This is a genomic window from Pseudomonas sp. PS01299 (assembly GCF_029960145.1).
GTDB classification, from domain to species: domain Bacteria; phylum Pseudomonadota; class Gammaproteobacteria; order Pseudomonadales; family Pseudomonadaceae; genus Aquipseudomonas; species Aquipseudomonas putida_A.
In genome coordinates, this window is the sequence record NZ_JASCPO010000001.1 from 119,572 (window position 1) to 139,781 (window position 20,210).

22 protein-coding genes are annotated in these 20,210 nt (G+C 54.5%); 13 read left to right on the top strand and 9 right to left on the bottom strand.

Annotation, left to right across the window (positions count from 1 at the left end; genetic code table 11):
• Positions 1-66 precede the first annotated feature (66 nt).
• The 12 genes from QMX91_RS00670 to QMX91_RS00725 all read left to right on the top strand — a co-directional run bounded on the left by QMX91_RS00670 (position 67) and on the right by QMX91_RS00725 (position 9,129).
• Positions 67-687 carry a LysE family translocator gene (locus QMX91_RS00670; RefSeq protein ID WP_014819627.1) on the top strand — a complete coding sequence of 207 codons (621 nt, stop codon included), beginning with the start codon at positions 67-69 and terminating at the stop codon, positions 685-687.
• 50 nt (positions 688-737) lie between these two features.
• The gene (locus QMX91_RS00675) at positions 738-2,027 is read left to right on the top strand and encodes an ISL3-like element ISPst9 family transposase (RefSeq protein ID WP_033939138.1); all 1,290 of its coding nucleotides are present in this window, start codon (positions 738-740) and stop codon (positions 2,025-2,027) included.
• Positions 2,028-2,337: 310 nt separating this feature from the next.
• Positions 2,338-2,838, top strand: coding sequence for a hypothetical protein (locus tag QMX91_RS00680; protein WP_099169459.1), 501 nt, complete (start codon positions 2,338-2,340; stop codon positions 2,836-2,838).
• A gap of 53 nt (positions 2,839-2,891) precedes the next feature.
• The gene (locus QMX91_RS00685; protein ID WP_033045051.1) at positions 2,892-3,131 is read left to right on the top strand and encodes a hypothetical protein; all 240 of its coding nucleotides are present in this window, start codon (positions 2,892-2,894) and stop codon (positions 3,129-3,131) included.
• Positions 3,132-3,144: 13 nt separating this feature from the next.
• Positions 3,145-3,429 carry a hypothetical protein gene (locus QMX91_RS00690; protein WP_099169458.1) on the top strand — a complete coding sequence of 95 codons (285 nt, stop codon included), beginning with the start codon at positions 3,145-3,147 and terminating at the stop codon, positions 3,427-3,429.
• A 14-nt stretch (positions 3,430-3,443) separates the two neighbouring features.
• On the top strand, positions 3,444-3,719 hold the full coding sequence (locus QMX91_RS00695; RefSeq protein ID WP_099169457.1) for an RNA-binding protein: 276 nt from the start codon (positions 3,444-3,446) through the stop codon (positions 3,717-3,719).
• Between the two features lie 12 nt (positions 3,720-3,731).
• Complete coding sequence (locus QMX91_RS00700) at positions 3,732-4,082, top strand: hypothetical protein (RefSeq protein ID WP_099169456.1); 351 nt, start codon at positions 3,732-3,734, stop codon at positions 4,080-4,082.
• Between the two features lie 58 nt (positions 4,083-4,140).
• Entirely contained in the window at positions 4,141-5,874 is a 1,734-nt protein-coding gene (locus QMX91_RS00705; RefSeq protein WP_282412122.1) for a DUF4942 domain-containing protein, read from the top strand.
• Positions 5,875-5,997: 123 nt separating this feature from the next.
• Positions 5,998-6,387 carry a hypothetical protein gene (locus tag QMX91_RS00710; protein ID WP_102685586.1) on the top strand — a complete coding sequence of 130 codons (390 nt, stop codon included), beginning with the start codon at positions 5,998-6,000 and terminating at the stop codon, positions 6,385-6,387.
• A 25-nt stretch (positions 6,388-6,412) separates the two neighbouring features.
• On the top strand, positions 6,413-7,099 hold the full coding sequence (locus QMX91_RS00715; RefSeq protein WP_102685585.1) for a GNAT family N-acetyltransferase: 687 nt from the start codon (positions 6,413-6,415) through the stop codon (positions 7,097-7,099).
• Positions 7,100-7,466: 367 nt separating this feature from the next.
• On the top strand, positions 7,467-7,892 hold the full coding sequence (locus QMX91_RS00720; RefSeq protein ID WP_078451031.1) for a hypothetical protein: 426 nt from the start codon (positions 7,467-7,469) through the stop codon (positions 7,890-7,892).
• Complete coding sequence (locus tag QMX91_RS00725) at positions 7,873-9,129, top strand: site-specific integrase (RefSeq protein WP_023082870.1); 1,257 nt, start codon at positions 7,873-7,875, stop codon at positions 9,127-9,129. Before QMX91_RS00720 ends, QMX91_RS00725 begins: the two co-directional genes overlap by 20 nt.
• A gap of 49 nt (positions 9,130-9,178) precedes the next feature.
• Here QMX91_RS00725 and QMX91_RS00730 read toward each other — a convergent pair whose 3' ends face one another.
• The 8 genes from QMX91_RS00730 to QMX91_RS00765 all read right to left on the bottom strand — a co-directional run bounded on the left by QMX91_RS00730 (position 9,179) and on the right by QMX91_RS00765 (position 16,656).
• Positions 9,179-9,664 (bottom strand): hypothetical protein, encoded by a 486-nt coding sequence (locus QMX91_RS00730; protein ID WP_023082871.1) that lies wholly within the window; start codon positions 9,662-9,664, stop codon positions 9,179-9,181.
• 143 nt (positions 9,665-9,807) lie between these two features.
• Positions 9,808-10,167, bottom strand: a complete 360-nt coding sequence (locus tag QMX91_RS00735; protein ID WP_023082872.1) for a histone-like nucleoid-structuring protein, MvaT/MvaU family — start codon at positions 10,165-10,167, stop codon at positions 9,808-9,810.
• Positions 10,168-10,353: 186 nt separating this feature from the next.
• On the bottom strand, positions 10,354-10,998 hold the full coding sequence (locus tag QMX91_RS00740) for a hypothetical protein (RefSeq protein ID WP_023082873.1): 645 nt from the start codon (positions 10,996-10,998) through the stop codon (positions 10,354-10,356).
• Between the two features lie 65 nt (positions 10,999-11,063).
• Entirely contained in the window at positions 11,064-12,047 is a 984-nt protein-coding gene (locus QMX91_RS00745) for a hypothetical protein (protein ID WP_023082874.1), read from the bottom strand.
• A gap of 919 nt (positions 12,048-12,966) precedes the next feature.
• Positions 12,967-13,272 carry a hypothetical protein gene (locus QMX91_RS00750; protein WP_023101938.1) on the bottom strand — a complete coding sequence of 102 codons (306 nt, stop codon included), beginning with the start codon at positions 13,270-13,272 and terminating at the stop codon, positions 12,967-12,969.
• Between the two features lie 390 nt (positions 13,273-13,662).
• Positions 13,663-14,679 (bottom strand): ParB/RepB/Spo0J family partition protein, encoded by a 1,017-nt coding sequence (locus tag QMX91_RS00755; RefSeq protein WP_023101939.1) that lies wholly within the window; start codon positions 14,677-14,679, stop codon positions 13,663-13,665.
• 153 nt (positions 14,680-14,832) lie between these two features.
• Entirely contained in the window at positions 14,833-15,966 is a 1,134-nt protein-coding gene (locus tag QMX91_RS00760) for a ParA family protein (protein ID WP_124097836.1), read from the bottom strand.
• A 210-nt stretch (positions 15,967-16,176) separates the two neighbouring features.
• Positions 16,177-16,656, bottom strand: a complete 480-nt coding sequence (locus QMX91_RS00765; protein ID WP_124097835.1) for a partitioning protein — start codon at positions 16,654-16,656, stop codon at positions 16,177-16,179.
• A 1,016-nt stretch (positions 16,657-17,672) separates the two neighbouring features.
• Here QMX91_RS00765 and QMX91_RS00770 point away from each other — a divergent pair.
• On the top strand, positions 17,673-18,539 hold the full coding sequence (locus QMX91_RS00770) for a replication initiation protein (RefSeq protein ID WP_124097834.1): 867 nt from the start codon (positions 17,673-17,675) through the stop codon (positions 18,537-18,539).
• 218 nt (positions 18,540-18,757) lie between these two features.
• On the opposite strand, the gene QMX91_RS00775 is transcribed toward QMX91_RS00770, so the two are convergent.
• A complete protein-coding gene (locus tag QMX91_RS00775) occupies positions 18,758-20,182 on the bottom strand; it encodes an IS1182 family transposase (RefSeq protein ID WP_282412123.1) in 1,425 nt (474 codons plus the stop codon).
• Between the last annotated feature and the right edge of the window lie 28 nt (positions 20,183-20,210).

Below are 20,210 nucleotides of genomic sequence, written 5' to 3' on the forward strand. Positions count from 1 at the left end.
CCTACTTGAACGAGGTGCACTGACCATGCATATCCAACCTACTCCCTTGAGGTCACAACAAAGCTAATGATCGATCTACTTGTTTTCCTCCCGGCATGTTTCGCACTGAACCTGGCGTTCGGCCCCAATAACCTCGTTGCGATGACACACGGTGCGCAAAAGGGCGTAGGGTTTTCCTTTATGGCAAGCACAGCACGGCTTGCCGTCTTCGTGCCCATGATTGCTGCTAGCGCGCTTGGTTTAGGGATGCTTTTGTCTGCTTCGGCGTTGGTCTTCAACGTGATCAAGATCGTTGGTGCCGCCTATCTGGTCTGGATGGGCATCAAGCTCCTCAGAACAACATCTGGCTCGACTAACCTAAACGCAGATGCAATGAAACCTTCGCTTCGTAAGGCATTCCGTAGTGAGGCGCTGATCGCCATCAGTAACCCCAAAGCAATCCTCATTTTCGCGGCATTCTTCCCGCAATTCGTGGATATAACGAATTACTGGCTGAGCTATGCAACTCTTGGGACGGTTTTTATCGCGCTAGAGGCCGTTGCAATAGCGATATATGCGTCAGCAGGGCGTTTTGCAGCAGCTTTCGCAGCAAACAAGCTGCACTGGTTTCAACGCGCCTCAGGTGGAGGAATGATTGCTTTCGGCATCCTGCTTCTTCTTAGTCGCCAACCTTCGCGTGTTGCCTAGGTTCTTAAGAACGCTTTAGCCAGTTGCTAGTCGTCTTAAGAGAATAACGTATGACCGAAATGCCCGACAACATCCTGCACCTGCCCTCATACCAGGTGCTGGGCTGCAAAGCCACCGACGATGAAATGCACTTCCAGGTAGACGCGCCCGATCCCATTGCTTGCGAGGAATGCGGGGTGCAGGGTGAGTTCGTGCGTTTCGGCAAGCGTGATGTTCCCTATCATGATCTGCCCATCCACGGCAAGCGGGTCACCCTCTGGGTGCTCCGCCGCCGGTACATCTGTCGGGCCTGCGAGGCTACCTTCAGGCCCCAGCTACCGGAGGTGGTGGACGGCTTCCGCATGACACTGCGGCTACATGAATACGTAGAGAAGGAGTCCTTTAACCACCCCTACACTTTCGTGGCGCAGCAAACCGGATTGGACGAGAAGACGGTACGGGACATCTTCAACGCCCGCGCCGCGTTCTTAGGCCGCTGGCACCGCTTCGAAACGCCTCGCATTCTGGGCATCGACGAGCTGTACCTGAACAAGCGCTACCGCTGCATCCTGACCAACATTGAGGAGAAGACCCTGCTCGATCTGCTGGCCACTCGCCGTCAGGACGTCGTGACTAACTACCTGATGAAGCTGAAAGACCGGCAGAAGATCGATATCGTCAGCATGGACATGTGGAATCCATATCGAACGGCGGTCAGGGCGGTGCTGCCACAGGCCCGCATCGTGGTCGATAAATTCCATGTGGTGCGCATGGCCAACGATGCTCTGGAGAAGGTGCGCAAGGGGCTCCGGAAAGAGCTGAAACCAGCCCAGATCCGAACCCTCAAGGGAGACCGGAAAATCCTGCTGAAGCGCGCTCACGAAGTCTCAGACCGGGAGCGGCTGATCATGGAAACCTGGACAGGCGCATTCCCGCAACTGCTGGCTGCCTACGAGCACAAGGAGCGCTTCTACAGCATCTGGGACGCCACCACACGACCCCAGGCAGAAGCCGCCCTGGACGAGTGGATATCCACCATCCCGAAGGGCCAGAAAGAAGTCTGGAGCGATCTGTTTAGGGCGGTGGGCAACTGGCGCGAAGAGATCATGACCTACTTCGAGACGGACATACCTGTCACCAACGCTTTCACGGAGTCCATCAACCGACTGGCCAAGGACAAGAACCGTGAAGGACGAGGTTATTCCTTTGAGGTGATGCGGGCGCGAATGCTCTACACCACGAAGCACAAGAAGAAGGCCCCGACTGCGAAGGTCTCTCCGTTCTACAAGAAAACCATCGGTTACGGACTGCCAGACCTCGCAGAGGAGCTCAACTACGGGGTCGATCTATCAACCATCTGAGGGTAGCATCAGGTTGGTGAGGGGAAGGTGCCCCATCAACCATTAAATCCGCATACCCCAATTTCTCAAGCTGGGTCGCCGTGCCAGAAAGCGCCGTTTGTTGGGCCTTCAGGCTAGCGGCGTTGTAATACTCCAGAACGGCCAGGACATCCTCCGCGCTGATTCTCCAGTGAATTTTATCTTTTCCCATTTTCACTCTTCGCTTGTCCGGGCAGCCAGTGCGTTCAATCCAGCTTCAGGCCAGGTGCTTGGGTTGTGCCTGGCAAGTGGGATAATCCATAGATCTTAGTAGCTCTCCAACAGGAAACCTATGCGCAGCGGACTAGATTCGGCTGAGGATGACTTCAAAAAATGGCTCAGCCCTTCCGTGGTGGTTGACTCCTCGGGTTCTCCTTTGCTGCTGGAACATCGAACCAATGAGGAGTTCGACACCCTCGATCCGTCCAAAACGGTAGACGGTGGGCTTCATTTTGGTACCGCAGTACAGGCCTCCATGCGAGCTGGCAAGGGTTCTCGTGTGATCCGGGCCTATCTGAAGGCGAAGAATATTCGCCGAAGCAAAGATCGCGGCGGAAACTGGAAATCCATTATCGCGAGCGCGAAACGTGCGGGGATGGATGCAATCGTCTATCTCAATCGCTACGAAGGGCTCACCACTGAGGTGATTGAGCGGCTAAGCGCTAGTGGCGACCTCAGCCGGCTCGACGACATGACAGATGCGCAGTTTAGAAAGGTAGTGCCCGAGGCTCGGGACAGTTACATCGTGTTCAGTCAGGATCAGCTTTGGATTCAACGCGAACGCTCTGAATAGACACCCTAAACCCAACCGATAGCGACACCCAACCACAGAAGGAGAATGACCAAATGGCCGATCAACTGGATTACCTCGACGCATTGGCGCTGCGCGTGGCCAAGGGCGACCTTGACTGTGTTGGTGCCCTGAGTCGTGGCGAATACCTCTATGTCGCACTGGCCGCGAACAGCGCCGAGCTGCTGAACCAGAGCAATGACACTATCGCCGAAGCACTGGCCCGCCTGGGGCCTGAATGGACTGCGGCGCTGATCGAGCGCTGGCAGTACAAAGGCAATCCAGCCCGCTACTGAGGGAACTCGTGCCATGCGTGCCGACCTGCTAGACCGCTACATTGCCCGCCTGTGCGCCGAGTCGGCGGGCCTCGATTCACTGCATATTGACGTGCCCTATATGGCCGGCCGCAAGCGCTACGAAGCCGGCAGGCCCTGGCCCAACCCGCTCGGCCTGGTCTACCGCGCGCAGCGTATCGCCCGCCTGGGTTATGCCGACGCCGCGCACGGCCGCCCGGTGCGGAAACTGCGCGACCGCGCTGCGCCGGTTACTAACGTGACCTACCCAGCGCCTGACCCCGTAACCGTAACGAACTGAAAGGAACCCGCTCCATGCGAACCCTGACGCTGCCGCTCAAAGGCGAGTATTTCGACGCGATCAAGGCTGGCGTCAAGCTGGAAGAATTTCGGGCTGCCACACCCTATTGGCGTCGGCGTTTGGAGGGGCAGGGCTTCGACCAGATAGAGCTGACACGTGGCTATCCGAAGCGCGCAGATGACGCACGAAGACTTGTGTTGCCCTGGAAGGGCTATCGCTTGACGACGATCGTTCATCCGCACTTTGGGGCAGATCCAGTCGAGGTTTTCGCCATTGATGTATCGCGCTAAGGAAACGGTTCAGTGAATCCGATCAAGCAGCACTTCCGACTGAAAAAACCATGTGCGAATTGCCCGTTCCTGAAGGAGGGAGCCATTCCGCTAAGCCGCGGGCGCTTGGAGGGGATTATTTCTACCCTGATCGAGGATGATCACTCGACTTTCCAGTGTCACAAGACCGTGCATTCAAACCGGGGTGGCAACTGGGACGATGAGGGGAACTATGAACCCTCGGGGCACGAGTCGATGTGCGCAGGCGCTGCGGCATACCTCATGAAGAAAGGCAGGCCGACCGTGGGTATGAGATTTGCCTTCGCCACTGGAGATGCTGCCCCCAGCGACTGGGATTCAGCGAGAGAAGTCGTGATCGACTGACAGCTTGGGATTTTTCGGGACAATGAGAAGTTGGTGGAAACCAAGGAGGTTTTCACTTATGCAGCTTTTCGAGAACGACCGTCATTCCAGTCCAGTCCTTCATGGCGATGTCATCGACCAATTTTTTGCCCCCGTTCAGTTTGACGCGCTGACGTTGCTGGCCGGCGATTACGAGCGCGAGAAGGCCCGTGTCATTGAGGTACATGGGATCATCACCCAGGAAAAGGTTTCTGGTGTGCTGGGTTATTTCTTCGATGGTAATGGCAATGACCAGTACGGTCGTAGCGCAAGCATTCGCCATACCAGCGCCTTCGGCGAAATATTCCAGCTTGAGGGCGCGCTGAACGAGTTGACCGCAGCCTATTGGCAGCGTGCGCTCAATCAAACTGACCTTATGGAGCACATGCCGCAGGCCCGCCGTAGCCAATGGCACAAAACCCTGAACGCCTGGCGCGACCACAACTACAAACGCGGCGAGAACCCTGAGCTGGATATGCCAGAGTTCAATCTCGACAACCTGCGTGCAACGATTCAAAGCCTCCTCTCCCGCCGTGTTGAATTCTTGGCCGAGCGTGTTGATGGCATCTTCCGAGCCCTGTCGCGTACCCATGTGACCAATCAGCCAGAAGGCTTTTACAAGCGCGCAATCATGAGCCACGTCTATAACGACTGGGGATCGACCGATCATGACCGTGAGGGCTATATCCACGATCTACGCATGGTGGTAGCCAAGTTCATGGGCCGCGATGATCCGTGCCGTGCTTCTACCACTCGCATCCTGCACCTGGCACGGGCAAGCCGGGGCGAGTGGGTTGAGATAGATGGCGGCAGCGTTCGCGTTAGGGCATACAAGGTGGGTACCGCTCACCTTGAAGTCCATCCGGACATGGCATACAGGCTCAATAGCGTGTTGGCGTTCCTGCACCCGATGGCCATCCCGGAGAGCTTCCGCAAGCGCCCAGCAAAGCCGAAGGCATCTGGCTTCAACAGCAAGACACTTTACGAGCGCCCCCTATCGAACGCTGTGACATCGCTGTTCAGCAGCGCTGAGACATACTGCTACCTGGAGAAGACGACCAACTTCCGCCGCGAATACGACCAAATTAACGTACCCAATACGCTGTGTATCTCCGTGCGCGAGCGTGCGGACAGCAAACACCTGCTTGATGAGGTGGGCAGCGTCATGGCGGCTCTGGGCGGGGTTCTGACCACCTGCCCCAAGCATGGCCGCCTAACCTACTGGCAGTTCGACTATGACCCGCGTGACGCTGTTGCAGAGGTTGCCGCACGTGGCAGCATTCCCGACCAGAAGAGCTATCAGTTCTACCCGACCCCTCCGAATCTCGCACAGCGCCTAGTGGACTGGCTGGATATCAGCCTGCTCGACACTGTATGCGAACCTCAGGCTGGCCAGGGCGGCATTGCTGATCTGCTGCCCAAGGATCGCACCCGTTGCGTCGAGGTCAGTCCGCTGCATTGCCAAATACTGAGAGAGAAAGGACACAACGTCATCGAGGGGGATTTCCTCGCCTGGAAACCTGGTACCTCCTTCAGCGTGATCGCGATGAATCCGCCATACAGCGAAGGCCGCTGGCAGGAACACCTCCGTCACGCCGGCACACTTATTGAAACCGGCGGACGACTTGGGGCAGTGCTGCCGACAAGCGCCCGGAGGCTCGCTGCCGATCTGCTACCTGGCTTCAAGCTCGAATTCTCCGAGGCGATTGATAACGCATTCGACGGTACATCTATCAGCGTTCTGCTGCTCAAGGCCACTAGAAAGCCCCTGTAATCACCACACCCGCTTTACCCAGACGGGCGACGGCTATAGCGCGGTGCAGTAAATGCACCTACTTGAGTTGGCAATTTCTCCCGCGCTGGCATGCTTATGCGACAAATCACTGGAGCTTCATCTATGCGCAAATTGTTCATCTACGCCCTTGTTGGCCTCTCGCTGGTCGGCTGCGATTCGTCGCGAGATTCGGGGGGCGCAGCCGGTACCGCTGCTGTCGAGCACGAGCGCACTCTGCGCTACAGCAAAGCAGAAGACGGCTCGACGGTGATTCAAGCTATTCGCATCACAAACGGCCAGCGTGCGGTCGATACAGCAGCTGGGAAGGACGCAGTTCAAAGCAGGGGGGGATTCATGAACCAAGTCGCCTTCAAAGAATGTGGCCGTGTGAACTTTGCCAGCACGGGGCCTGGTGAGGGCGTTGTTCAAGGCATCCATACAGGGCGTGGGATGACTGCTAAATGCAAAATCCGAAACTGGGACGGTCAGTGGCATATTGTTGAAAGCAGATAATCGAAGCGAGCACAAAGGAGTAATCATGGAAGTTGTTGCAATCAAAAGCCTTAGAACACTTAGTCATTCGCAGAAGGAAGAAATACTGCGGATGGCTGAACGCTATAGCCTAGATTTGGTCAACCGACCAATCAGCGCTGATCACCCCATGTTCGGCGTAGTTCGCGCCTGGATGCTGACTGATATCGCCCTTCAGCTTGATCCAGCAATTAGCCTTCAGATCAATTCTGAAGTAGTAATCGCTGTAAATGTTGCATCAAAAGTTATAGGTTTCATGACCCTGAGCCGAGCTAATGACTCCGCAACTGCTTGTGGAATAAATTATATCTGCGTTGATTCAGCACATCGCAATCAGGGGGTCATGACTGCGATGATTGACAGCCTGAAACCACGCTTCACCGATATAGCACTCAGCTGCTTTCCAACACTCGTAGAAGCGTATGAAAAGATCGGATTCGTAATGTGCGAGTCCCAAGGAGCTCAAGTCGCTATGCGTATTGGCGACTCGTACAATATGAATGTCATAGACCCCAATTACTTGAACAGTCAAAGAGCCGTTTCGCTGGAAGCACAACGCTTGATCAACGAGCTCGGCCCTAAGCGAGCAGTCGCTATCAATGATGAGTATGACGCGGAAACAAAGCGCATCTCTAAAGAGGTCACGGCTTTCGTTGAGAAACGCAAAACAGCGGCATCGAAAACGGGCTACTGACCACGGTCGGACTTAGCGGTTCATGACCCATCTACATAGGTTGGTCAGGCAACGACCCGGCCGAGAACTTAGGCCACCTGCCGGGTTGGTTGCCCCTCCCCCTCCCCCTCCTCCCCTACCTCTTCTATTCCAAACATACATGCTCTCGCCGGGCTGGGTCCTCTTCATTCCTGGTAGGGTCAAACAGCTCGAGCGCAACTGTGGGCTATGGTGTGGGACATATCATTTGGGATTTTCCAAACGTCTTATAGGTTCTGGCCTGTAGCCGATTTGTATGGGGATACCTTATCCTCCTACATTCCGGCGAGATCTGGCGCGACCGCAGTATCAGCGCGCCTGCGAACCAACGAGCCGCGAGGAATTCGTAGTGAAAACCCATGATTCGAATGAGCACGCTCAAAGCGAGCCGATTTCTGGTGAGATTTACCACGTCACGCCAACCCGTCATCTCGAGTCCATATTTCGTGATGGCTTACGGCCGCAGATTGGGCCTCGCTCCGCGCTACTCGGTGAGGCCAAGGAAATGGTCTATTTCTTCGGGTCGATGCTGGCAGTAGAGGACGCACTCAGTAACTGGCTTGGTGAAGCGCTCGATGACGAGCCTGGAGCGATTTCCGTTCTTGCCGTCGATCGCTCAGGTTTACACCTCGTTTCAGATGGTGGGTACGAGCTTGCGTGTCCTCACCTCATTCGGCCGGAGAACATTTCTCTCGCTTTTCAGGATGATGTGCCGGCGGATGAAAGGAACGGCCCGGTGACCGGGGGGGCACCTCATGAGCAAACTAACCCCTAAGTTCGTCAAGGATGTCGACCAGCCCGGCTCCTACCAGGACGGAAGGGGGTTGATTCTTCGTGTATCAGCTACCCTGCGGAAGAGCTGGGTCTTTCGCTATATGCTGGCGAAGCAAAGGCACGATCTTGCCCTGGGTACGTTTCCTGCCTTGAGCCTCAGAGACGCACGACTGGAGGCTGACAAGTACCGACTCGATATCGCACGCGGCGTTGATCCAGCCGCTGAACGCGCGAAGGCCAAAGCTGCCAAAGCATCGCGAGCCACAACGAGCCACACATTTCGGGCGTCGGCAGAAAGGTACATACGCACGCATTCGTCGAGCTGGTCCAAGAAGCATCACCAGCAATGGCAGAATTCCCTCACGAAGCATGTCTACCCTGTCATAGGCGGATTTCGGATAGCCGAGGTCGACACGGACGATATCCTGGATGTGCTGACGCCGATCTGGAGCAAGATCTCGGTTACTGCGAACCGCATCCGGAATCGCATTGAGCTCGTGCTCGATGCAGCCAAGGCACTGAAGCTTCGGCAAGGCGAAAACCCCGCACGGTGGCGCGGTCACCTCGACAAGCTCTTGCCCAAGCAATCGCATACGGTAGTCCCCTTCCCGTCTCCGACACCTTCACGAACGGCCGAGCTGCTGGCCAGGCTCGACTCGCTGGATGGTGCAGCAGCTCGTGCTGTTGAGTTCGCAATTCTGACAGCAACACGTAACCAGGAGGTGAGTGGGGCCCAGTGGGCAGAAATAGATTGGGAGGAGAAAATCTGGTTGATCCCGGCAGAACGCATGAAAGCGGGCAAGGCTCACCGGGTACCACTTACTGACCAAATGATCGAGGTGCTACGGCAGCAGGTCGGAAAGCATGCCAAATGGATATTTCTCAACTCCTGGCGCACAGGCCCGATTCCCGGCAACGCAATGGCAAGGGTGCTCGATCAGCTCAAGGTCGATGGAGTGGTACCGCATGGGTTCAGATCTACTTTTCGGACGTGGGCCGCGGAAGAAACCGATCACCAGCGAGAGGTTTGCGAGATGGCTCTCGCACACACCCTCAACAGTAAGGTCGAAGCAGCATATAACCGAGGTGACTTGCTGGATAAACGCCGCGCTCTGATGGAGGATTGGGGTAGATTTCTTGCCGCCAATGCTACCCAGGTGAGGGGTAGAGTGTCGGAAGTTTCGGAGATGCCCCCTGATCCGGGGTCTGACCTGGCCAAGGTCCAGCCGGCTGCCTGACGGAGGAGATGATGGGCGCTCTGCTAGGAGCGCCCGAGTAACAGCCAGCTTATTCGCTGGCTTGGCCGAAGGTGGTGCCTCGAATATTGTTTGCCTCGTCGCAGATCCGAGCTACCTCCAGTAGTGCCTTCAGCGCTCTATCCTCCGTCTCCCTCGTGGCAAAGGCAATCATGAACCCATGCAGCAGGCCGGTGAGCATTGCCCCACTGTCAGCAACGTTTCGGTTCCCTGCAACGGCGGAAAATTGCTCCAGGAGGGCAGCAGGTGCCTTCAGAAGAAATTCCTGGCCGAGGGATTTTCCGATGCTTGCTGCATGAACACACTGGTGAGCCAAAGCTTCTTCAGGCGACATCGGTGTACCGTCATAATGCTCGAATGACGCCTTTACATGGTTGCGGCCGTGCATGCCGGCGGCGATGCTTTCAGCTCCCTGACGGATCTTCTCAACTGCAATACTGGCTATGCTGAAGTCTGTTTGGGCTTCATCCATAACCGCGGCCAACAGGCGTTCATCGACGTTTTCAGTGCTATCCATCTGATCCTCCGTTGATAGTTATTTACCTCCATTTCAAGTTCTCATTCAATTGGAAAAACCCAAGTTCCCGTGGGCAAATCGAGCTCATAAAAAAGGCCGGGATCACCGGCCTTGTATTCTGGAAGCTCAGCGCACGCGCCGGCTCACTGGGTTCGCCATGTCTCGACTACATCAGCGCCATGCTGTTGCTTCCACTCCTTGAGCGTCTTCTGGTTGCCGCCCTTGGTCTCAACGATCTCACCTGTGTTGGGGTTCCGATAGATCTTGACTGCTCGTTGGGCACGAGGTTTGCCAGGCTGATGGGAAACCTGCTTTCGATAGTCCGGGTCAAGAATCGCGATGATGTCACGCAGGTTCTTGCCATACTCAGACATCAAGGATCGCAGCTTTTCCTCGAACTCCATCTCCTTCAAAAGGGCTTCATTTCCGCTCAGCTTCTTCAGTCGGTCCTGAAGCTCCTTGATGGCTTCTTCTGTGGCTCGGTACTCGGTGATGAGGGACATCTTGTCTCCTTGGTTTTGGTTTCATGGCCTGAGCCGTGACGGGATGCGCCAGGCTTGCTAGGGCTGCTGGTTAAATCATGCCTGCCGTTGCAAGGAATGCATAGCCTGCAAGGAATCCGGCGGAAGGCCAGAAGGCATAAAACTGAATGTTGGCGAAGAGTTTCTTCTTCATGTCGTCCAGGAGGGCTAACCCTCCTCCTCCAAGCGGTTGATTTCGGCAATTACGCCCTGCATGTTTTCGATCGCAATTTCGGCGGCTTTCCGGGCCTTGCCGAACAGTGATTCCTTTCCTTCAAGCAGGGAGTCGAGGCGGTTGTTCTCGCGCCGGAGCTGCTTAGCAATGGCATCAAAGTCTTCACCCTCAGGGGGTTTCTTGCCCTGGAGCTTGAGTTCCATGGCTTCGGACTGCTTCAGCATCAGATCGCGAACAACGGTACGCTGAGTCGCGCTTTTTTCGTCGAACCCATTGATGCTTTCGAAAACCTTCACGGCCGCTTTCACACTGGACAAGGCTTTGGTGCCTACTTCGGACTTCCCTGCCTTGGTTTGAGTGGCTGCCTTCTCAGTATTCACGCCAGATGCACCATTGCTGCTCGAGGGAGCATTGTCACCTCCCGCCTGGCCGCCGGCGGCCTCGGCTGTCTTCTCTTCGGTGCAACCTTCAGCCATCTGCTGAGAAATACTCGCCGCCCCATCCGGAGCATCCGGAGCATCCGGAGCATCGTTCGTAGCATCTGAATCATCAGCCGAAGAATTGGACGCGGAGCCACCCTCGCCACCGAAGAGGTTCGGGCCAAAATCCATTATTGTGTCGTCCTGAGGTGTTTGCATGTGGGGTACTCCTTTTCTGTTCGGGCTTTAACCTATGAAATCACCCTTCCAAAAAATCCCAACCCTCACGTCTCCTCAGCGTATCTGGCCTGCATTTTTGCCTTCACCCGATTCTCCAGCCTCTTTGCTACGTCCACAACAAACGCAAGGAACTGAAGATCGAGGCCTTCCTCAACCTCATTCATGATGTCGTCGGCAACGCCCTCAGCTTCTCGACCAAACTGCATTCCTGCATCAGCCATTTCGAACAGTAGCTGAGCCGCTGGCTTTCTCTCCGAGGTATAGAAAATGTCCGACTCTTGCTCGATCGCGGCTATTTGGTTAGCCGGCGCTTCGTGTGCTGAATCAGCATCTTCATCATCGTCAAGCGGCACCGGCGGTGGCAGGTGACTGCTTTTTTCTGGGGGCGGAAGTGACTTATTGGACAACGCAGGTTTCGCTCTGCCCTCCTCTCTCATGTCCTTCGCGGCCTTACGTATTGCCTTAGGCCCGCGGCTACACAACTCTTGCTGAGCCTCTTTCTCGAGCTTAGCCACCTGTTCCGCGGCGGATACGCTCACTTCACCAGATTTGACAGCATCTAACAGCTCTTTGGTGCCGTCCCGGACAACCTTGCAGGCAGAAGACACAGAGCGTGGGCTGATACCCAGGACTTTGGCTGCCTCCTCAATAGCCATCTTTGCGGCTTCCAACTCCTGCCCGGCTGCTTTCTCCAGGTCAACAGTGATAGCGCTGTTCCCACGCAGTGAGGACAGCTCGGCAGCGATCAAAGCCCGTTGTGCTACGGTGAGCTGCCGGCGGTAGAGGTTCAAAGAGAGGACGTAACCCAGGGCATCATCTCCTGTGTATTCCTCTGTTCGTGGTTCGATCAGCAGATCCTTGCAAACGCGATATCGGTTACGCCCATCAAGGATCTTTCCTTCATAGAGAACGATCGGTGCACGCTGTCCGTTGGTATCGATATCTTCAAGCAGGGCTTCGTAGTCATCACCGATGATTAGCGGAAAAAGCTGAGCGTAATCGTGAAACGCCAAATCATAGCTTTGCATAAGCAGCTTCTCGTTCCGGGTTTTATCAAGGAACGATAAGTCGAACACATAAATAAATGACGCCTTTTCAGGTCGTTTTTGCGTCTGAATTTGCGGCCATCTTGCTGGCCTGCCTTCGACATTCGCGCAAAAAAAACCCTGCCGTTTAAGCAGGGGTTGTGATCTACAGAAGCCTAGGACAATAAATCTAAATCAATATTAAATCTTCTCTTGAAGTTGGCTTATTAATTCCTCGAGAGCTTCCTGATCTGGTTTGGTGTCAACGAATCTAAGCGACTTGTCTGAAAGGACTTCCATGACGCCCCATTTCAATTCATGTAAATCCTGGCCCGGCTCCGGTGGCGTCTCCCAGTAGGGAAAGCTTCTGACTACATGAGGCGGCATCTTTGTGATCATGGCTGAATCTCGGTATTTTCTGTCAAGGCAAAGGCTGCATGCTAATCAGTGTATAAATATACAGTCCTGCATCACTACACAAAAACGGCGTCAAAGGTTCGTCATCTTTTCAGCTCGTAAACTGGTTGCAGGACGGCAACACCTATAAAAAGTTGTCTCATAGCACAGCATAAGCTAGGGCCATGTCTACAGCAAACATTAGGCCATCACAGACCATTTAAGGCGTGATAAGTTTCATTAATTTGATGCTTTTTGAGCTTTTCTGACCGCCGTTAAGCCGACCCGCTCCTACAGAAGGAAAGCGAACTGGCGGTGGTAAAAGCATAGGTTATCGCGGAGATCTATGTGGATCATTTCCCGTCCGGAGTATGGGATGGCCCGCGGATAGCCACCCTTTGAGCTTCTGTGCTAAGCCCATCGCGCTCGCCCTACTCTTCGCGCGCGCTCAAACAACAAGGGAAGCGAATGAGCTTGTGCGCGCCCTAGATATCGACTCCAATCGGATCTAGGCATTGGCCACGGTTCATTCGCACTTACTCACTGACACCTTCGGCCTGAGCCAGCCTTGCTTGCGCACCTCTGCCATCGCCGCTTCCAGCTCAGGAATCGAGGAGATGTCGCAAGACACCGTTGGTTTTTTTCCTTTGCGGTCTGTGGGCAACTGCAATATGACCTGTTCAGGATCGCTCAGGGAGACCTTGAATTTTATGCTCGGGAGTGCGCTAAAGATGATGCTCGCCTTCGTTAGGTTCAGCTCGGCTGAAGCCTGCCGCACCTCACCTTCGTGCTCATACGCCAGTGAGATACGGTGTCTGGTTGAATTGCTCATAGATAATCCCTGGCGCTTGGTCTGCGCAAATTTGCGTGACGCTTAATGCTTTGTTTTGAGCCCGCGCCTCGCCTCGGATGAACCGATCCTCGCTGCTCAACATGTGAATCCGCGCAGGGGCCGAACACTTCAGCCAGTGCTCTGAAATCACAGAAAACAGCTCGATACGGCTCAGGCCGAGCAAATGCTCAGGCTCAATCTTTGACAGCTGTGCGAGCGCGGTGAATCGTGTCTGCGGTTGCACCCTGAGCTCTGGTTGCGCGACTGCGGTTGCCATATATCCCTATCTCGAAGTCTGAAAACCATATTCTGTCATGGCATTTCGCCTTCGTGTTCTCGTTTTCTAACCTGTTTCGCGTCTGAAATAATTCATTACAATATTATTGATAATCATTCGTTTGTGATCAGGGAGCGGTCTATGGTCTTCAAGAAGGCCTCAAACTGTTCAGCCAGCCGCTTCGCGTCGACCGTTTTCTCGCATCGAAATTCGACTTTTTTTCCATCTACACGAACCTTGCCTATCCCACTGATTTCTTTATCGGTGAACTTGCCCGGGGTCTTCTGCTGATCACGCGAGGCAACCTCCTTCGCTAACCACCGTAGGGCATGCTCCTGCGTCCATTGATGATCGCGCATAGAGGTAACTGCTTGAAGAAGCAACGCCGGCTCGGTGCGACTGAATTCAATGAAGTCCTTTGCCCATTTCCCGCCGATAAGCCCCGGATTCGTGTCTAGTATTGCTCGCACTTCCTCTGGCAGATCCATAAGGAGAAGGCATCTGCTAACTATCGAATGGTTGACACCTACTCTGCGCGCGAGAGCACGAATCGAGCTTTCCTCCCCTGCTCGCATGATCGCGGCATAGGAACGTCCGCGCTCATACTCGGTTAGAGCTTCCTGTCCCTCGTTGTCGGTCAGGGCCAAGATCTTCGCCATTGCATCCGTAACGGAGCGCACATAGGCAGTCACAGTTTCCCTGCCGAGCAGCTTGTGAGCACGCCAACGACGCTCACCGCCGATCAACTCATAAGCTCCATCGCCTACAGGTCGGACCGTCAACGGCTTCACCAACCCAACAGAGGCGATCGAGTTCGCTAGGTCCTCAATAGCTGCTTCGCTGAAGGTCAAGCGAGGCTGAAAGGGAGATACCCGAATCGAATCGACCTTTACCTCAGCGAGAACGCCGCTGTCACTTGCGGCAACAGACTCATCATTATTAGCTGATGCTGGAGCTAACACTGCGCCCGGACTTGGAGCACTGACCTCCTGTTCTGCCCGCTGTGCGGCAAGCATGTCTGCAACGGAAACCCTGAGATTGGGCTCAGCAATTTCCGTGGGTGGGCGAACCCCCGTGACCCACTGAGGGGGGGCCTTTTTTTGACCTGGGTAATCCTCCGACTTGGCCATATTTCCTCCGAAACCAAGTGGTGGTGCTCCGAGCACCACTGAAATTCTCAAGTTTTAAGTGGTGCTCCGAGCACCAATATTCTTCGCATACACTGCTGGTGCTCGGAGCACCACTTAAATCTAACGGCCCTGGTGCTCCGAGCACCACCTCAATCACTGAGCGGCCAGATCGCGTATTCGTTTCAGCGCCTCACCGAACACGCTGCGCATCGAGTCAATCGTTTTGGAAGACGCACCTTTCCAGACAAGCAGGGGAACGCCTTGATCAAGTGCCTTTCCGTAATCCTCGGAGTAATAGAGTTTTTCCTCTGATACCCGACCAGGGAAAAGATCGTTTAGGACGACCAGGTTATTGAGGATGCGTTTGCGGTTACGGATGAACATCGTAGGGATAGCAAGCACCCCTGGAGAGCGCCGATATGCTTTCGCAAATCGAACCATCCAGTCGTTAAGCCGCATCAGAGCCCTGAACGAAAATTTGTCCATCCGCACGGGGCAGAGGACAAAGTCGCTGGCAACGATGGAGTTCTTGGTGAGCCTGGAGGCGGTAGGCGCGTTGTCGAACAAAATCACATCATACGAGGAGATATCGACCCCTGGGATTTCTCCGCTACGCGCCCGCTCAAGCCACCCGGCATACCAGAAGTCCATGTTGTTTTCGGCATCGAGTGCGACGGCCAGGTCTTCAAGGTACGCATCCGCCGGAATCAGGTGTGGCCCATTTTCACCGAATGGCTTCTTGACGACCTCCTCGAAAGTCATGGGATCAAAACATCTCACCCGGAGATCTGGACTCAGGAGGCTACCAAAGTGGCCGGCGACATAGCGATCGGCAGGTATTCCCATTGCCTCGAGATCTGATAGCGCGAGATCGGGATCGTAGCCAAACACGCTGGACGAATCGCCCTGGGGATCGTTATCAACGCAAAGCACACGTAGACCTGCAAGCTGAAGGAATACCGCAAAGTTGACTGAGGTTGTCGTCTTTCCAGTACCGCCTTTCTGCACGAACGTCGAAATCACAATCTGGCGAGGCAGACCCTTTGCGTAGCCTTTCGCTCGGCGAAGCGCTGCGATGTCAAAAATATCGCGAAGCGTATAAGCCCTCGACGTGACAGTTCCGCGCGGGACCCGTCGAATTTCGATGCCGTTTTCGTCTTCAATGTCTTTGAGGCGACGGGTGGTAAGGCCGAAGCAGTCGGCCGCGAACTGGGGAGGGTAGAGGAGGGTGTCGAAGTCGGTGTAATTGACCGTTTCTTCTTCAAACTGCTCGTTTGACTGCTGCATGACAATCCCTGCATTTGCTGAATACAGGGTGGATGATAATACGTAAAGCCGTATTTTCAAGGCTAAATCACGGTAGGGGTCTTTTTTAGGTTGCTTATCCCGAACTGAAGGCTGCTGGTTCTGCCGGTCAGTTCGGGTTAATGGCTGTTTTTTAAGTATGGACGCGAACTAGATTTTTCATGGAGAGGGCAGGGCAGTTCTATGATCTGGTTAGGCGTACTGTTTTTGAGCTTGGGTACGTGCGCGTTTGAAGTCAGCGCTGATGTAGTTGACTGTGAATTGAGTGTCTAGGGGATGCGATTCGACAACCACCTCGGTGGTGCCAGAGAAGAAGGTCACGTTCTCAAAGCCAAGGCCAAATTCATCAGTGCTGATTTGTAGTTGGTTCCTGAAGCTATCTAACACCTCCTCCAGATGGAGCTTGTCAGCCTTCACCGTAGCGACATCCAGGACCCCTTCAGCGTTAAAGGCCAGCTGGATGTCAGTAACACCATCGAGGTTGACTTCCCACTCTGAAAGGTTCAGTACCGGCCCGCCGGTGTAGGACGTACCAATCTTGTCAATGATGGTGTAGCGCTGCTGGACGTCTACGATCGTCGTAACGCCTACAGCTAGGCTTACCGGCTCCGGCGCTATAGCCGCCATGCTGAGCAGATAAGCTGCGACGCCCGCGTAAGCGGCAGTGTTCATTGGGTTCCTCCAGGTCGTGTTCGGTTTGGATCATTTTCTCCTCACCGACCTGGCGGGTGTGCTGCTTTCCAACCGAATTGTCGTCGGAAAAACGGCACTTGGACTCTGAGTCTGCTTTTGGCTTTGGCTCCTCAACCTCAGAAAAATTAGCTTTCCAGTTTTAAAAGCCTTTTAACTGTTTTTCTCTTGTTGTTCTCTTGTTTTTAAGGGGCTGGAGCCCTAGTGCCACGTGGCTTCCAGAGGAGCATCGACTACAAATTACGGTATTGCGACTACAGATTCCGGCTTTGCGACTATGGATTCCGGCTGACGCGACTACAGATTCCGGCTATGACGACTACAGATTCCGGCCGTTATCCACAGCCTATATGAGGGGGCCTGGGGCTGCGTCTAACGACTACAGATTCCGGCTGTAGGCTTGTGCGCATAGCACGAGTTTGAGTTTTTAAGGCTCGATTTCAAGCAATTTTGTGTGCTGAATTTGCCAAAGCGGCCTGTGTACGCGGGTGTTGTTTTGTAAGTCGTTGTTTTATAAGAATATTTTATTCTTTCCGTCGTTTCTTTGACGTTTCCCCTCGCGTTGCCTTGATTTGGTGTGGAATCGCCAATAAACAGTCCTGCCTGCCCTTCTCGGAGCCAATCGACTACAGATTACGGCTGCTGTGCTAGCCATTTGCTCGATACGACTACAGATTACGGCTATGCCTAGATGGGCGTTACCAGGCAGCAGTGACGCCCAATTCTTTGCTATCGACTACAGATTACGGCTGCGGATCGGAGGTATCGCGCGCCATCGACTACAGATTACGGCTGTTGTACGCGCCGGAGGGGAAGCTAATCGACTACATATTACGGCTGCCACCTATCGACTACAGATCCATGCACCTTCGAGCTATCTGAACAGGTGGTTGGCTGTAAGGCCCATGGTTACTGGAGGTTAGAGATTAGACGACTCCTGGGTATCGACTACAGAGGAATCTCTCTGTAGGGTTCCGTTATTAATCGTAGGGCCAGACATGTCCAATTTACCCAAACCTACTAAACCTGAACCTAAGCCGCTCCGGGTCACGAAATCCAATACGCTGATTACCGCGTCGTACCGACTGACCCTCAACGAGCAGCGGTTGATCCTCGCGGCTATCAGCAAGCTCGATCCACGAAGGCCCATGCCGAAAAAGGTGTCCGTGTCGGCCGTGGACTATTCGGATATCTACGGCGTCCAGCTCAGGCATGCCTATGAGCAGATGAAAGTGGCAGCTGATGAGCTGTACGAGCGCGACATCAAGACCTTTGACGGGTCCGGCATGGAGCGGAAGCGCTGGGTTGATCGGGCCAAATACCTGGATGGTGAAGGTCGCGTTGAGTTGTCGTTCACCATTCATGTCATGCCCTATCTCACGATGCTGTACAGCAAAGTGACTAGCTATGATCTACGTCGGGTAGCCTGCCTGGACTCGAGCCATTCATTCCGGCTGTTCGAGATGCTGATGCAATTTCGGAAGACTGGATGGGCCTACATCGAGGTTGAAGCCTTGCGGGTAGCCCTTGGCTTGTCGGATGCATATCAACGATTCAACAACCTCCGCCAGAGGGTCATAGATCCGGCAGTTGAGGAGCTGAAGACAAAGAGCAATCTGGATGTCAGCTACGAGTTGAGAAGGGAAGGGCGGAAGGTGATCGCAATCAAATTCACCTTCTGTGATCTCGCACAGCTCCCGCTTAATCTGGAACTTGACCCTGAGGATCTTCCACCGCTTCCTGAGTATGACCCTGCCGAAGAAAGCGAATGGCTGGTCACTAAGCCCCTGGGCGAGTTGGCTGAAGCTCAGGAAGCTGGACTGCTGTTCGCTGTTTCGGCGGATGAAGAAGATCAGCCTGATTAGCATGCGTCGTCATCTGACGACCGTTTGTGCCTTTGTGAGCAGTGTCGTCTGTGCCTTTTTTCCGCCCATGTCGTCATTTGCCGCCCTTTTGGTGCCGCTCCCACAAAAAACCCGCCTTAATCAGACTGTGTGAAAACACACTGACGGTGGTTCCAAACAAACGCCCCGACTTGTTCGGGGCGTTTGTTTTTGTGCGCACAGCAGTGAAAAAAGGCTTTTCAGCCCATCAACGCCATCAACTGACGTGTACCAAGCACGTTAATTGCTCTTTTCAGGTTGTAGGCGTTCACCGCCAAGGCCATTTCGGCTCTCGTGCCTTCGAGTTGTCGCAACAAGAAGCGAGCGTTGCCAAATAACCACTGTTTAAGATTGCCGAAGGGGTGCTCCACGATGGATCTTCGGCTGACCATCATTTCGGGGTGCGCCTGCATGCGCCGCTCCATTCGTTCGAAAGCCTCTTCGTGAGCATGGCGTGAGACATAGCGACGCTTGGCTTCGGTGCATTGCGCTTTCAGCGGACAATCGGCGCAGTCACTGACCGCCGCCTGGTAGATACGATCACCCTTGCTGGTTTGCTTGAGTGTCAGCCATTTGCCGGCAGGGCATTGATATCGATCCCGCGATGCATCGTAGGTAAACATGGTTCGGTCGAAGAACGCCTGTTCCTTGCCGCTGGAATTGATTGACCGATTCGGCGGCACATAAGCCGTGATGTTCTCATCTTCACAAGCCCGGAACTGCTTGCCATTCGAGTAGCCCGCATCGGCAGTGACCGTCAGCTCATCTTGCTGCAATTGTTCCTTGGCGGCCTTGGCCATCGGCTCAAGTTGCTTGCGATCATCACTGTCCTGAGTGACTTCATGATGCAGAATCAGGCAATGCTCAGCGTCTACGGCGGTTTGCACGTTGTACGCGACCCGCGGCCCTTTGTGCGTTCGCATCATTCGGGCATCGCTTTCGTGGGTATTGAATTGCTCAAGCTCCATTGATTTCATCAGCGCCTGGCACGTCAGGTTATTGGAGTGCCTGACTTCAAGTTGCACCAAAGCCGTCTTGACCGCACTGCGATCAACCACCTCATTGGCTTCGGTTTTATCCGCCTCATCCAGCTCGGCCAGGTATTGGGCAATGCGTTTATCCAGTTTCTGCTCCTGGTGCTTGAGCCGCTTCAAATTCATATGACGCCGCGAGGAAGCAACCGCTTGAAACTTGCTGCCATCGATGGCCACCAGCTCGCCTGCGATGAGACCTACCGTGCGGCAAAACTGGACGAAGGCACGACAGGTCGCGATAAAGGCTGCTTTGTTGTTTTTGCGAAAGTCGGCGATGGTCTTGAAGTCGGGTTTGAGCCGGTTGATCAACCACATCACTTCGATGTTGCGCTGGCACTCGGCTTCGAGCCGCCGGGATGAGCGAATCCGCTGGAAATAGCCATAGAGGAATAGCTTGAGCTGATCGGCGGGATCGTAAGAGGGGCGCCCGGTACCTTTTGGCAGGGCTTTATCGAAACCCAAGCGCACAAGATCAAGCTTGGCGACGTAGGTGTCGATCACACGAATGAGGTGATCCTCGGGGATCAACTCTTCCAGCGAGACCGGGAACAGGCTGGTCTGGCTGCGGGACTCTCCTTGGATGTAGGTCATAACGAAAAATGCTCCGTATCTTTCGATA